The following is a 14,052-nucleotide window of genomic DNA, read 5'->3' as shown; positions in this document are numbered from 1 at the left end:
GCCCACGATCCGATCGGAGCCACCGCTATGCACGACGACCGTCGGTTGATCGAGAGCCGCCTCGGACGAGTCCTGACCGAACGGATCGCGCCGGCGATCTATCCGGAGTCGGTGCCGCTCACCGCCGGTATCTGGGTGGCGCCGGATGAGCCGGTGCCGGTGGCCGAGGGCTTGGCCGCGCCGCGGACGCCGGTCCGTCCCGGCACACAATGGGGTGCGCCGTGGGGGACCAGCTGGCTCACCGTCGAGGGGACGGTGCCGGCCGAGTGGGCGGGCAAGACGGTCGAGGCGATCATCGATATCGGCTTCGACCCGAACATGACCGGCTTCCAGTGCGAAGGGCTGGTCTACCGGCCGGACGGCTCGCCGGTCAAGGGGCTGCATCCGCGCAGCCAGTGGGTGCGGGTGGCGGCGCCCGCGGTCGGCGGCGAGCAGGTGCTGCTGCACGTCGAGGCGGCCTCGAATCCGGTCATCCCGTTCTTCGCGCCGACCGCGCTCGGTGACCGGTTGACCGCGGGCTCCGATCCGCAATACCGTTTGGGCCGAATGGATCTCGTGGTGTTCGACGAGGAGGTCTGGCAGCTGGTGCTGGACCTTGAGGTGCTCGGCGAGCTGATGCACGAGATGCCGGAGGATCCGGCCCGGCGCTACGACATCGTCCGGGCGATCGAGCGCGCGCTCGACGCGATCGATCTGCAGAATGTCAACGGCACCGCGGCGGATGCCCGCGCCTGCCTGGTCGAGGTACTGGCCAAGCCGGCCACACCGTCCGCGCACACGATCTCGGCGGTCGGGCACGCGCATATCGACTCGGCGTGGCTGTGGCCGCTGCGGGAGACGGTGCGCAAGGTCGCGCGCACCACGGCGAACATGACCGCGCTGCTGGACGAGGAACCCGAGTTCGTCTTCGCGATGTCCCAGGCGGCGCAGTACGACTTCATCAAGCGGCATCGGCCGGAGGTCTACGCGAAGGTCAAGGCGGCGGTGGCGGCGGGGCGATTCGTGCCGGCCGGCGGCATGTGGGTCGAGGCCGACACGAACATGCCCGGTTCCGAGGCGATGGCGCGGCAGTTCGTGCACGGCAAGCGGTTCTTCCTGGCGGAGTTCGGGATCGAGAACGAGGAGGCGTGGCTGCCCGATACGTTCGGCTTCGCCGCCGGGCTGCCGCAGATCATCAAGGCCGCCGGGAGCAAATGGCTACTGACACAGAAGATTTCCTGGAGTCAGATCAATCAGTTCCCGCACCACACCTTCCTGTGGGAGGGGGTCGACGGTACCCGGATCTTCACTCACTTCCCGCCGGTCGACACCTACAACTGTTCCATGCAGGGGCGCGAGATCGCGCATGCGGCAAGGAATTTCAAGGAGAAGGGCCGGGCGACGAGGTCGCTGGCGCCGACCGGTTACGGCGACGGCGGTGGCGGGACGACGCGGGAGATGGTGGCCAAGGCGGCCAGGATGAAGAACCTCGAGGGTTCGCCGAAAGTGGTGTGGGACAAGCCGGCCGACTTCTTCGCCAAAGCCGAAGCGGAGTACGAGAACCCGCCGGTGTGGGTGGGCGAGCTGTACCTGGAACTGCATCGCGCGACGCTGACCAGTCAGGCGAAGACGAAGCAGGGGAATCGGCGGAGTGAGCATCTGCTGCGGGAGGCCGAACTGTGGGCCGCGACCGCCGCGGTGCGCAAAGGCGTCGAGTATCCGTATGCGGCGCTGGACCGGATCTGGAAGACGGTGCTGCTGAATCAGTTCCACGACATTCTGCCGGGGTCGTCGATCGCCTGGGTGTATCGAGAGGCGGAGCAGACGTACGCCGAGGTGGCCGAGGAGCTCACGGCGATCATCGAGCGGTCCCAATGGGCGCTCGGCGGTGAGCAGGCCGGGCCGAACGTCTTCAATCCGGCGCCGCACCCGTGGCGCTCGATTCCGGCCGGTGCGGCCGGCCCGGAGGAGCCGGGTGATCCCTGCCCGGTGACCGAACGCACGGAGGGGGGATTCGTACTCGACAACGGTCTGCTGCGGGTCGAGGTCGATGCGCGCGGCCTCATCGTGTCGCTGTTCGATGCCGAGCATGGGCGCGAGACCCTGCCGCCTGGCTCGGCCGCGAATCTGCTTCAGCTGCACCCTGATCTGCCCAACTCGTGGGACGCATGGGATGTCGATATCTTCTATCGCAACCGCGTCACCGACCTCGTCGAGGTGGACTCCATTGCCGCAGAGCCGGATTCGAGCGGCATCCGGATCCGCCGCGCATTCGGGTCCTCCACGGTCGAACAGACCCTCACCCTGCGCCCGGGCGCGCACGGCCTGGACATCGACACCACCGTCGACTGGCACGAAACCGAAAAACTCCTCAAACTCGCGTTCCCGCTGGACATTCACGCCGACCGCTACGCCGCCGAAACTCAATTCGGCCACCTGTACCGCCCCACCCACACCAACACCAGCTGGGAATACGCGAAGTTCGAAGCCTGCAACCACCGCTTCGTCCACTTCGCCGAGCCCGGCTGGGGCGTAGCCCTCGTCAACGACTCCACCTACGGCCACGACGTCACCCGCACCGTCCGCCCCGACGGGGGAACAACGACCACCGTCCGAGCGTCGCTGCTGCGCGCCCCGCGGTTCCCCGACCCCCACACCGACCACGGCGCTCACCACTTCCGCCACTGCCTGATCCCCGGCGCCGCCATCGGCGACGCGGTCCGAGCCGGCTACCGCATCAACCTCACCCCGCTCCGCCCCGGCGTAGCCGAACCCGTAGCCCCCCTGTTCACCATCGACAACGATGCGGTAGTCACCAGCGCCGTCAAACTCGCGGACGACGCCACCGGCGACCTCATCCTCCGCGTCTACGAATCCCACGGCGGCCGAGCCGCAACCCGGATAACCCCCGGCTTCGACTTCACCGAATTCCAGGTCTGCGACCTACTGGAGCGCCCGATCCAGCAAGACACCCCCGCCACCCCGGAGGCCCCCGGAGTCCGCCTCCACCTGCGCCCGTTCCAACTCGTCACCCTCCGGTTCACCCGTCCCGCCGAACCAGCCGCAGGCTGAGCGGGCTTCGCCGCTCTCGCCTGATCAGTGCGGTGGGGCTGGGGAAGGGTGGTGTGGGTGGGCTAGCGGGCAGCTGGGCGCCGTTTGACGATCTGCGGTGGCGAAGTGGGTTTCGCAGAGGTGGAGGCGGCGGGCGTCGAGGACCATCCAGGTGCCGAGGATCAGTTGGGTGGTGCCGCGCCAGACGTCCTCGAAGCGGTCTCGTGCGCGTAGGGCGGTGAGGCCGGCACGTACCCGATGCGGTGATGGGGGCGGTCGGTGGAGAGGAGGAGGCAGGGGGCTCGGTGGGGGATGGAGCGGGTGTGGGAGACGGAGGAGCGTAGGTGATGGTGGGACAGGACCGTCCGGGTTACGGCGCGCATGGCTATCGGGGATAGTCGCCAGGCGGGGCAGGGGCGGTTGGCGGCTACGCCGAAGGGGATGTGGTGGGTGTCCTTGGGGCGGTGGGTGGCCCACCGGTCGGGGTTGAAGCGGTCGGGGTCGGTGTGGCCGGTGCGTTCGAATTCCTGGTAGTTGAAGCAGAGGACTGTTCCGGCGGGGATCGTGGTGCCGTTTCCGATGGCGATGTCGGCGGTCGTGATCCGGTGGGCGATGCCGAAAAGCGGGAACTGGCGCAGGGTTTCGTCGAGCACGTGGTCCAGGTACTGGGTGTTCGGCTCGGCGAGCAGGCGGTCCTGGACGTCTCGGTGCTGGGCGATCGCCAATAGCAGGTGGGCCATGCCTTCGGACATCTGCACGACGGCGGTGTTGAAGAATGCGCCTTGCAGGTAGTGGGCGCGTTCGCGCCGGTTGAGCGAGCTGGGCAGCTGGTGCGGTACGTCGCCGGCGTCGATCCGGGCGAGCAGGTAGCGGGTCAGTCGGTCGCGGCGGCGCATGTGGCGCAGGCCGGTGCATTTCAGCGAGGTGACCACGTCGTCGGCGTTGCCGACGATGAGGTCTCGGGCGGCCGGCGGGCAGGGCTCGCGAAAGACCAACTCGTAGAAGAACTCCGCCCAGATCGGCATCATCAGATCGCGTAGCCGGACCGAAGTCAGTGGACGGCGGGGTAGTTCGCGGAGTACCCGGCGGGTGCAGCGGTCCGCCAGCCGCTCGATCTCCGGGGTGGGTAGCGACAGGATGGCTCGGGTGGTGCGGGCCGCCTCGTCGTAGCGCGGGCCGTCCTCCAGGTGTTCCTGGTGTACTTCGGGTCCGGGCGCGAGCCAGTACCAGAACAGGTCCGACAGCGCCGCTCCCCGGCTGCGTCCGTTGGCCGCCGGGTCCGAGTACAGGCGCAGGAACAGGTCGGGGCCGCCGCGTTCGCCGGGCAGGGTTATCTCGTTGCTGCCGTTGACTTTCGCGAAAATCCACACCCGCAGGGCCACCACTGCCCGCGGCAGCCACCGCGACACCGCCCATAGTGCGCTCGCGGTCGCCAGCAGCGACAACACTCGGCTCACGACCTTGCCGCCCCGCGCACGGTGACCAGATCCGCGTTCAAGTCGGACAGTTCGGCCACGCCGCACATGGTCAGCGTGTGCTCGAACTCCGAGCGCAACGTGTCCAGCACGTCCGTGACCCCTTTCTCACCACCGACGGTCAAGCCCCACAACACCGGCCGTCCCACGCCGACCGCCGTGGCGCCGAGGGCCAACGCCAGCACCACATCCGAGCCGCGCCGGACACCGCCGTCGAGGTACACCGGGATCCGCCCGGCCACCGCCGCGTTGATCGCGGGCAGCGCCTCCAGCGTCGCGGACACCGTATCGAGTTGACGTCCACCGTGATTGGACACGACGATCGCGTCGGCTCCGTGCTCCACCGCCAGACCCGCGTCCTCGGGGTGCAGGATCCCTTTGAGCACCAGCGGAAGCCGGGTCAGCTCGCGCAGGCGACGCAGATGGTCCCAGGTGAATTCGGCCGACATCGCGATCGACCGAACCCCGTTTCCGGTCGTCCCCGGCAAGCCGCGCATGTTCTCCGCGTACATGCCCGCGGGCAGATCGTGGAAGCCGTGCCGGTCCTCGCGAAATCTGCGGCCGCGCACCGGGGAGTCGACGGTGACCACCAGTGCCGTGCAGCCTGCCCGCTCGCCGCGCCGGACCAGCTCCGCGGTCACCTCCGGCTCGGGGTGCAGGTACAGCTGGAACCACACCCGTGCCTCGCGATCGATCTCCCTGGCGGCCGCGGTCACCTCGCCGATGGGCACGGTGCCCGCCATGCTGGCGATCAGGACGAGGCCGGCCGCCGCCACACCTCGCGCGGTCGCCCGCTCACCGTCGGGATGGGCCAATCGGTGAAACGCGGTGGGAGACACGAATACCGGCATGCTGCTCGGGTCGCCCAGCAGATCGATGGCGCTGGATCTGCCGGTGGTATCGCGCAAAACCCTGGGCAGCAACGCGAGCCGCCGGAACGCGCGCTCGTTGTCGGCCAGCGTGATCTCTTCGCCCGCGCCGCCGGCGAAGTAGTCGTAATGCGCGGGGTCGAGCAGTTCCCGTGCCCGCTGCTCGAGCGCGGCGAGCGGCCCGCGGTCGCCCGCCTGCGCGGCGCGCGAATGCTCCGAGCTCATCGCGACGGCTCCGGCGCGGGCAGCGCCGTCTCGAGAAAGTCGAAAAGCGGCTTGCGGTGGACTGTTTCGTGCACCCACTCGTTCTCGAGGTTTTCCGTGATGTGATGTTCGGCGATCTGCTCGCCGTCTCGATATTGCCGCAGCACGGGGTGCAGATAACGACCGTCCAAGGCGTTCTCGGCGTCGGACTGCGCGATGCGCTTGGCATTGATGTCGAACGGATCGACCCGGTCATGGTCTTTGCCGTACTCCAAGGTGATCACGAAGTAGGTGTCCACCTCGCCGAGCGACCCGGTCGCGATCGCGTCCGCCACATAGTCGACCGGCAACTCTTCCCAATACCGCGCTGTCCCGGTCGCGTTCAGCGTGACGACATCGCCGAGGAACCCGAACAGCTGCCACAGTGCCGACGTCCGGTTGACCCGCGCCAGGATCGCCTCACCGACGTCGTCGGCGGTCCCGGCCAGCTCGCGGTTCGGCCAATCGCGCGCATGCTCCCGCTGTTCCAGTATTCGGTGCAATGCCCTTGTCCCATAACGGAACCCATGGATGAACGCACTGGTCGACTTCTTGAAGTCGCGGATCTGCGTGATCGTGCCCGCGAAGTACAACCCGGGCACGTTGACCGACTCCCAGGCCGGCGTCTGGGCCGGGAATCGATTGTTGATCGCCAGTTCCGGGCGGCACTCCGGTGCGAAAATCGAAGCGTCGAACCGGAACCCGGTCGCCACGATCACCCGGTCGTAACGGATGTCCTTGGTGACCTCGTCGGCCCGGGAGAAGCTCACGGTCACCAGATACGACGAATCGGACTGCCGGGCAATGTCGATGACGTTGCCGTCCAGGATCGCGTTCTGCGACTTCAGCTGATAGGTGTCCAGGAAGTTGTTGTTGACCGCGCGCAGGTGCCCGAGGAAGTGCGACTGCCAGGCCAGCCGGATGGAATGCGGACCGGCGACGTGGATGACGGCGGTGGTCTCGATGAGGTTGTCGGCAGTCTCGAAGGCCGAGTTGCCCTTTCCGATGATCAGCACCCGCTGGTCGGTGAAATCCGCCGGGTCCACGGACACTTCGGTATACAGCTCGGCGGTCTCGATGCCGGGGATCTCCGGGACATAGGGTTTCGAGACGCCCGTGGCCACGATCAACCGTCGCGCACGCAGCACATTTCCGTGCTGATCGACGGCCTCGAACGCGTCCGGCCGGGTTATCCGCTCGATCCGGGTGTCGTACCGGACCGAAAGCTCGTGCCGCGCAGCGAAATCGCCGAGGTAGCGGACCATGTCGTCGGCGGCGGGGAAGAAGCGCGGGGTGTATTCCTTGAACAGCGGCCCTGGCAGCAGCGAGTTCCAGTCCATCCGCATATTGAGCTCGGGATCGTCCCACCCGGTGTGCACCTTGTTGATGGAGATCAGCTGACGATGCCGGGGATACCGGCTGAAGAACGTGCCCGCGGCCGATCCGGCCTCGACGATCAGATAGTCGCGACCGGCCGCCTGTAAATGGTGGCCCATCTGGAGACCGGCCGGACCCGCGCCGATGATCAGGTAGTCGAGCTCTGACAAGGTCTCCTCCAAACGTCGTGCTTACCGTGGATATAGCTCCAGCAAGGCTTTCTTGTCCGGCTTGCCGCTGGCCGCGATCGGAGCGTCCGGCACCACCGTGTAGGTCTGCGGCACGCTCGATTCGCCCAGTTCCGCGCGCACCAGGGCGGACAGCGCGGTGGCGTCGGGGGAGTGGCCGGCGCGCGGGACGATGAAGGCGTGCACCGCCTCACCGCGACGATCATCGGGTGCGCCGACGACGTAGGCCTGGTCCACATCGGGATGCCCGGCCAGTACTCGCTCGATCGGGCCGGCATACACCGGCAGCGCGTCGACGATGATCACGTCGCGGGCCCGGCCGGTCAGGTAGAGGTATCCGTCGGCCAGATAGCCCAGGTCGCGGGTGCGCATCCAGCCGTCGACGAGCACGGCGGCCGTCTCGGCCGGATCGCCGAGGTACTCCGACATCATGTAGTCGTTGCGGACGTAGATCTCGCCGTCGCGGATATCCACCCCCACCCCGGGCAGTGGACGGCCGACCGAGGCGAGCACGCCGCCGCCGATGTCCCGCGGCGTCAACGCGGCCAGTCCGCCGGTCTCGGTTTGGCCGTAGGCCTGGTGCACCACCGGTCCCAGCACCTCGACCGCCTCCGCGAGCCGGTGCGCGGCCAGCGGCGACCCGGCGACCACCATGGCCCGCAGGCTGCCGGTGTCCGTCGGCGTGGTGCGCAGCGCGTCCAGCATCTGATAGAGGCGGGGCACGTTCATGATCGTCGCGGTGATCCGCAACCGCTCGATGACCTCGGGAAACAGTTGCGCGCCACCGGGTTCGGGAATCACCGCGGTACCGCCGCCGAGCAGGCACAGCGCGAGGTAGTCCTGCACGACCGCGCTGGCCAACGTGCCGAACAGCAGATAACGGTCGAAGCAGGCAGCCAACTCCGTGGTGTCCTGGCTCCACGTCGGTTCGCCCCAGGACCAGTGCGCGGACATCGCCCCATAGGTCTGCGCACAGCCTTTGGGGAGCCCGGTGGTGCCGCTGGTGTAGGACACCCGGGCGATGTCACTCGCCCGCGCCTCGATTGTCAACGACCGTGCCGGCCCGCGCAGCAACGCGCCCACCCGCCGGTCGTCCAGGACGGCGTCCACGCCGTTGTTCAGCACATGCCGCTGCTGACGCTCGCTGAGCCCGGGCCGCACCCCGATCACCCGGCAGCCGAGCGTGTATGCCGCGAGATACGCGGCCAGCGACTCGGCGCTCACGTCCACGACCATGGCCACGCCGGACCCCGGCCCGAGCCCGGACCCGCGCAGTCCCTCGGCGATCGTGCCCGTCATCGCGAGCAACTGCCCCCGGGTGACCGCCCGGGTCCCGTGCTCGACCACCACTTTCTCCGGAGCGGCACGCAACGCCTGAACGATCGACCCCGGAAAGCTCACCGGGCCGATGATAGTGATTCCGCCCTCGAGATACTTTGAGATTCAACAAGTTTGGCCGCTAGGCCAAACGCTATTCGGGTTCGGTGACCTCACCTTCGGGCGTGTACCTGTCGACGCGAACCGCGTCGAGTGGTGCGCGGTCGGGCAAACGCAGGGGTTCGGGTTCGGTGACCTCGCCTTCGGGCGTGTACCCGTCGGCGCGTACCGCATGGCGTGGCGCGACATCGGTCGCACGCAACGGTTCCTGGAACGGCTCGACGGGTGTCGCGTCGTTCTGCGGCTTGAAGTCGGCGCGCAAGAGCCTGCTGCGCGGCATCGCGGCGATGGAATCGTGCAGAGCCGGACGGTAGCCGTCCGTGAAGCGCCGTACCGCGCTCGTTCGAGTGGGGTGCAGCGGTTCCCTGGCGCGCAATGCCGCCTGCTCGTTCTCCTCGAATGTCTTCGCCGAGTCCCGCAGGTTCTTCGCGTTGTCCTGAAAGACGCCGACGAGGCTGGACAGCGACGAGAACGTGCCGTCGCGGTTCTTCTTGTACCCCTTTTCCCCGTCGGCGAATTTCTCCCCGGCGTGGTCGTGCCCCCACGGCTCGCCTTTGCTCTCCGACGCGGTTTTCAACCGATCCAGCACCTGTTTGGCCCGATCGGCGACATCATCGAATTCGGTTGCGGCGCGGCGCAGTCCCTCGGGCTTGATCTCTACGGGTTTGTCCATCGTGCTCCTTCGGTCGGTCGGGGTAGCATTTCCAGGTGCTTATCGCTCGGTCATCTGTTGAATGCCAGCTCTATATGGATCTGCACGCCTGTTCCTGCGGCGAGACGAAATTCGAAGCCGAACATGTGCTGCGTGAGGATCCGGAGGGGCGCCTGCTCGCGGTCTACGCGGGTAGTTGTGCCCGGTGCGGGCTGCCGCGGCAATTCACGTTCGAGCTGGACGAAGCCATCCCGCCGTCGCCACCCGCGTTCGGCGGCCCCACCGCGTCGCGGATCATCTGTCCCGGCGAATTCCTGCTGGTCGCCGAGCAGGCCGCCGCGTCGGTCGCGCTGGTGCCCGCGGCCGGCGCCGCACCGGACCAGGGCGACCGCGACCGTCTCGCGGTGGCCACCGCCGTCGAGGCCGTGTCGGAGGTCCTGAAGTTCATCCCCGACTCGATGGACGCCGTTCCCGAGGACGCGTTCATCTCGACGGTCGGTCGCGCCGCCTACGCCCGCGAACCAGGGCGATTCACCCGAGCGCGGCTCGCGGCGACCGCGAGTGCCTACCGCGAGGCACTGTCCGCGCGCCTCTAGTTCCCGGCTGTCGAATGTGCTGCGCATCACGGCGTTTCCGATCGGCGCAGCAGTTGGACCCGGTCACCCCACGGAACGATGACATCCCCGTCCGGGGTGACCGCGCAGCTCGAAATGCTGCCGGTCCCGGTGCTCGTTTCGGCGATCAGCCGCCAATCACGCGGATCCCACATCCGCAGCCAGTTCCGCCCGACCGCCCGCACATCACCGCCGCCGGCCAGCACCACCGGTCCGCTCGTGGTCTGCCCCCAGACGATCGCCTCGATCCGGCCGGGGCATGCGACCGTCGTCCGCGCGCGCCGCTCGGCGAGATCCCACACGAACAGGCCCTCGCCGCCCACCAGGACCGCGACCCCACGTCCGTCCAGGACGGCCGCCGCCATAGGTGCGGCCACCGAGTTGCCGCTGAGCAGGATCGGTTCGCCGAGACCCGCACCGGTTCGGATATCCCAGGTCGTGAGCTGTGATTCGGAGTCGTCCGGATCGAGCAGCGGTCGCGCGGCATACGTCGATCCCACGACCGCCACCGTGTGGCCGCCGTGGTCGATGACCGCGACCGAGTCCGTGTAGCCGCCGTGCCAGAGCGAATGGATGGATTGCCCGGTCGCGATGTCGCACACCTCGACCGATCCCGAACTGGCCGGAACCTCGTACACCGACGACGTCGCGCCCGCGCCACGGCCGATCAACAGCAGCTCACCCGCCGCGACGAGGGCGGCCGCGCGTCCGTACAGTTCGGTGACGGGCTTCGCCAGTGGTTCACCGCCGGTCAGGTCCCAGGCGTGGACGCGGCCCGCGATGTCGGCGGTCACCGCGATCGGGGCTCCGTCGAGGCGCCCGATCGTCAGATTCACCAACGTCGAATTCTCTTGCTCGCCCGGAATGCTCGACCGGATGAGCGGCGCTCCGGATTCGAGGTCCCATGCGGCGAGCGTGGGCCCGGCGACGGCGATCGCTGCCGGTCGTCCGGCTACCTCGGCCCAGGCGACGGCCCGCACCCACTCGTTCGGCCGCTCCACCGCTGCCGTCCGCCATACCTCCGCGAAGGCCGCGGTCATGGTTCGCTACCCATTTTGTCCTCCACGCCATCGGTGTGTTCGTTCATGAGAAGGCTCTACCGCCTCCGCGTCGCCACGCTGCATAGTGTGTGGCCTGGATGGCAGAGGCGACGTATCCGCCGTCGAAGTTTCCGCCCTCGGGCGGTGCGTCCCGGTTCGAGGCGGTCTGTGCGGCGAAGCCGCTGCCCGACCGCGACAGCGCGTAGCGAGAGTCGTTGGTAGCCCACACGGCGCCGGGATCGGTCGCGGGTAGCGGCGCGACGACTCCGGTCCCCGGCTTGAAGAGCCGACCGCCGGGGAAGAAGCGAGAGGCCGCGCCGGTGACGTCGATGTCGCGACCGTCGACGGTGATGCGGTAGCCGAGGTACTGGCCGTCGCTGTCGAACAGCATCTGTCCGGACACCGAATCGGGGTCGCGTTTGATCGCGGCGTCGACCAGGTCGGCGACGGCGGGCGGTACCGAATTGCGGGTGCCGAGTGAGGCGATGACGCCATCTCCCTCGAATCCCGCGACCACGAATGGAGCGGGACCCGACTGTTTCGTGATGCCGGTGATGTCCATTTTTCCGTCGAACGACATCGTCAGTCGACCGGTCGCGCCCGGGTTGGGCCACACACCGTTGATCTGCTTGCTGGCCGCCCTGGGGTTCTTGTGGTCATAGCCGAGGTCGTGCTGCGCGCGTACTTCTTTCCACTGGGTGTTGTCGGCGAGTCCTGGTGGTGCGTTGCGGCCGATCATGGTGAATTTCGCGGTGGTGCTGAGTTTGAGCATGTTCTCGACGCCGCTGATGCCGGTGCCGCCGGTGCCGGCGACGATCCAGTGTTTGGCCAGGTCGGGGTCGACGCCGGCCAGGTTGGCTTCGTCACCGGAGAGGATCTGGCCGGGGTGGTCGTCGCGCAACGACTTCCAGTTGCTGAGTGAATCCAGTGCGTGGTTGACGTTGTCGGACAGCGTGGATCGGTCGATGTTGTTGTCGGACAGGATGGTCATGACCTTGTCCGCGGAGGCGGGGTCGCGCCAGGACAAGGCCTCGACCTGAGCCTTTGCCGCGGTGGCGGCGGGTGTGTTGAGCTGGCCCAATTCTTTTGCGGCCGTGTCGAATGTCCCGTGCATACCGCCGACCTCGCGGGTGCCGGGAATGATCTCGGGCGGGAAGCCGGTCGCGATGACCGGTGTGCCTTGGACTTCCACGGTGATCGGCGGACTGCCGTCGAGCGGGGTGATGTCGGAGAGCAGTTTTCCGTTCTCCATCCGGAAGGTCGCTTTGCCGTCGACCACCGGTCCTTGGGACGCGATGGAGTCCTCCCAGTAGCGGACCGCGTCGAGCGGCACCCGGGCGCCGGGTCGGCCTTCGTCGACGAACTGGTAGGGGTCGCCGAGTCCGGTTTGGCGCAGATTGCGTAGTTGGTCTGCGGTTTGGGCGATGCGGTCGCCGTTGTCCGACTGCCACCGTCCGCGGTCGTCGACGAGCAGTGCTTGTGGATCGCGCGCGGCGAGCGCGGCCCCGCCGCCCGCCTCGATAACGGACAGTTTCGGGTAATCGCCGCCTGCGGCTTGCTCGCGCAAGTCGGCGAGGGTCGTCGCGCTGCGTTCCGCGCGTTGCTGGGTGCTCTGGTCGGCGAGCGCACGCGTCTGTTCCGGGGTGGCTCGTTCTCCGTCGAACGCGATCGGTCGCTCGAAGGCCGGTCGCAAGGCCGCCCGGTGCGCGTCGAACATGGCTTGGTCGATCCCGGCCTGGCGCTGGATGGAGCGCAGCAGGCGCTGATCGTTGGAGGAGAGCTGGTTCCGGTTGGCGCCCGCGTCGTCGAGCAGATGACGCACCTGATCGCGACCGGCGGGGGTGGACTCGAGGTGCTCCAGCACCAGGGCTCTGCGTTGCTCGGCGCCCGGCGCGCCGTCGCGCAGGCCCAGGTGCTCGACCAGTGCCATCGCTTCGCGGTGGAGGTCGTCGTATCGGGCTCGGTCTTCCGGAGTGCGGTTTGCCGGGCCGGGTAGCTCGTCGAGTTGCCCGCCGAGGACGCGGAGTTCCTGGATGCGACCGGCGTCGTGCGGGGTGAGCGCGGGCGCGTCGGTCGGTCCGCCCGGGCGCAGAACACCCTCGTCAGCGCCGAACGCATCGAGCTGATCGAGCAGATAGCGCTTGCGGTCGGCCACGATCTCGCCGATCTCGTGCGCCAAGGCGCGCGGTATGTGTTTGGTGGAGATCCGGTCGGAGATCTGGATGACGTGCTGGCCCTTGTCGTGGTTGAGAATCGAGCGGGCCGCGGTGTCGTCACCGATGCGCTGGGTCTCGATGCGCACCGTGAAGGTGCGTTGATCGCTGCCGTAGACACCGCTGGTATCGGTGACGCGGTATATCCCCTTCGCCGTTTCGGCCGCGGCGATCGGCTCGATCCGCAGGCTGCCGTGCCCATCGATCGCGCTGTGCAGCGCGCTGTCGACTTGGCCACGGATCTGGTCGACGTGGCTGGTCGACGGCGGTTCGACGTGGCCGTGGAAGTCCGAGCCCGGCACGGCCGCAGCGGTAATGACGTTCGACCCGTCTGCGTCGCCGCGTCGCCATGCCGCGTAGTGCGTCGCCTGGGTGGCGGAGGCGACGTAGCCGCCGTCGAAGTTTCCGCCCTCGGGTGGGGCGTCCCGGTTCGATGCGGTTTGCGCGGCGAAACCGCGGCTCGAACCCGACAGCGCGTATCGGGAATCCTGTGTGCTCCACACCGTTCCGGGGTTCACCGCGGGCAGCGGTGGGAGGTCGCCGGTTCCGGGCTTGAAGAGTTGCCCGCCGGGGAAGAACCGGGAAGCTGCGCCGGTGACATCGATATCGCGACCGTCGACGGTGATCCGATAACCGAGATATTGGCCGTCGTTGTCGAACAGCATTCGCGCCGATACCGAATTCGGGTCGCGTTTGATCGCGGTGTCCACCAGGTCGGCGACGGCCGGTGGCACCGAATTGCGGGTGCCGAGTGAGGCGATGACGCCGTCGCCTTCGAATCCGGCGACCGCGAAACGGGATCCGGGGCGTTGTTCGATTCCGGTGATGTTCATGGTGCGGTCGAAGGCCATGGTCAGTCGGCCGGTCGCGGTGGGATTCGGCCAGCTGCCGTCGGGATTCTGGCGGCTGGCCGC

The 14,052-nt window shown here is 68.0% G+C and carries 9 protein-coding genes; 2 read left to right on the top strand and 7 right to left on the bottom strand.

Going from position 1 to position 14,052, the window contains the following annotated elements:
- Positions 1 to 27 precede the first annotated feature (27 nt).
- On the top strand, positions 28 to 3,051 hold the full coding sequence (locus ACFQ9K_RS39975; RefSeq protein ID WP_378719580.1) for an alpha-mannosidase: 3,024 nt from the start codon (positions 28 to 30) through the stop codon (positions 3,049 to 3,051).
- Positions 3,052 to 3,212: 161 nt separating this feature from the next.
- Here ACFQ9K_RS39975 and ACFQ9K_RS39970 read toward each other — a convergent pair whose 3' ends face one another.
- The 5 genes from ACFQ9K_RS39970 to ACFQ9K_RS39950 all read right to left on the bottom strand — a co-directional run bounded on the left by ACFQ9K_RS39970 (position 3,213) and on the right by ACFQ9K_RS39950 (position 9,292).
- A complete protein-coding gene (locus ACFQ9K_RS39970; protein WP_378719582.1) occupies positions 3,213 to 4,487 on the bottom strand; it encodes a cytochrome P450 in 1,275 nt (424 codons plus the stop codon).
- Entirely contained in the window at positions 4,484 to 5,599 is a 1,116-nt protein-coding gene (locus tag ACFQ9K_RS39965) for an alpha-hydroxy acid oxidase (RefSeq protein WP_378719585.1), read from the bottom strand. The genes ACFQ9K_RS39970 and ACFQ9K_RS39965 overlap by 4 nt, the downstream gene beginning before the upstream one ends.
- Positions 5,596 to 7,164, bottom strand: a complete 1,569-nt coding sequence (locus ACFQ9K_RS39960) for an NAD(P)-binding domain-containing protein (protein WP_378719587.1) — start codon at positions 7,162 to 7,164, stop codon at positions 5,596 to 5,598. Before ACFQ9K_RS39960 ends, ACFQ9K_RS39965 begins: the two co-directional genes overlap by 4 nt.
- Positions 7,165 to 7,185: 21 nt before the next feature.
- A complete protein-coding gene (locus ACFQ9K_RS39955) occupies positions 7,186 to 8,583 on the bottom strand; it encodes a class I adenylate-forming enzyme family protein (protein ID WP_378719588.1) in 1,398 nt (465 codons plus the stop codon).
- Positions 8,584 to 8,653: 70 nt separating this feature from the next.
- Positions 8,654 to 9,292 carry a WXG100 family type VII secretion target gene (locus ACFQ9K_RS39950; protein WP_378719590.1) on the bottom strand — a complete coding sequence of 213 codons (639 nt, stop codon included), beginning with the start codon at positions 9,290 to 9,292 and terminating at the stop codon, positions 8,654 to 8,656.
- Positions 9,293 to 9,327: 35 nt separating this feature from the next.
- Here ACFQ9K_RS39950 and ACFQ9K_RS39945 point away from each other — a divergent pair, with 35 nt between their 5' ends.
- On the top strand, positions 9,328 to 9,867 hold the full coding sequence (locus tag ACFQ9K_RS39945) for a hypothetical protein (RefSeq protein WP_378984360.1): 540 nt from the start codon (positions 9,328 to 9,330) through the stop codon (positions 9,865 to 9,867).
- A gap of 26 nt (positions 9,868 to 9,893) precedes the next feature.
- On the opposite strand, the gene ACFQ9K_RS39940 is transcribed toward ACFQ9K_RS39945, so the two are convergent.
- Positions 9,894 to 10,925, bottom strand: coding sequence for a WD40 repeat domain-containing protein (locus tag ACFQ9K_RS39940; RefSeq protein ID WP_378719594.1), 1,032 nt, complete (start codon positions 10,923 to 10,925; stop codon positions 9,894 to 9,896).
- A 43-nt stretch (positions 10,926 to 10,968) separates the two neighbouring features.
- A partial coding sequence (locus tag ACFQ9K_RS39935) for a hypothetical protein (RefSeq protein ID WP_378984357.1) occupies positions 10,969 to 14,052 on the bottom strand: 3,084 nt, incomplete at its 5' end.

Origin of the sequence: Nocardia sp. NPDC056564 (assembly GCF_042793755.1) — a bacterium.
In the GTDB taxonomy this organism is placed as follows: Bacteria; Actinomycetota; Actinomycetes; order Mycobacteriales; family Mycobacteriaceae; genus Nocardia.
The sequence above is the reverse complement of the archived record's forward strand: the minus strand, read 5'-3'. Positions and strand labels throughout refer to the sequence as shown.

Bases quoted from the DNA above. Each gene is read 5' to 3' on its own strand.
- ACFQ9K_RS39950 (WP_378719590.1), bottom strand. From the start codon at position 9,292: ATGGACAAACCCGTAGAGATCAAGCCCGAGGGACTGCGCCGCGCCGCA.
- ACFQ9K_RS39965 (WP_378719585.1), bottom strand. From the start codon at position 5,599: ATGAGCTCGGAGCATTCGCGCGCCGCGCAGGCGGGCGACCGCGGGCCG.
- ACFQ9K_RS39940 (WP_378719594.1), bottom strand. From the start codon at position 10,925: ATGACCGCGGCCTTCGCGGAGGTATGGCGGACGGCAGCGGTGGAGCGG.
- ACFQ9K_RS39975 (WP_378719580.1), top strand. From the start codon at position 28: ATGCACGACGACCGTCGGTTGATCGAGAGCCGCCTCGGACGAGTCCTG.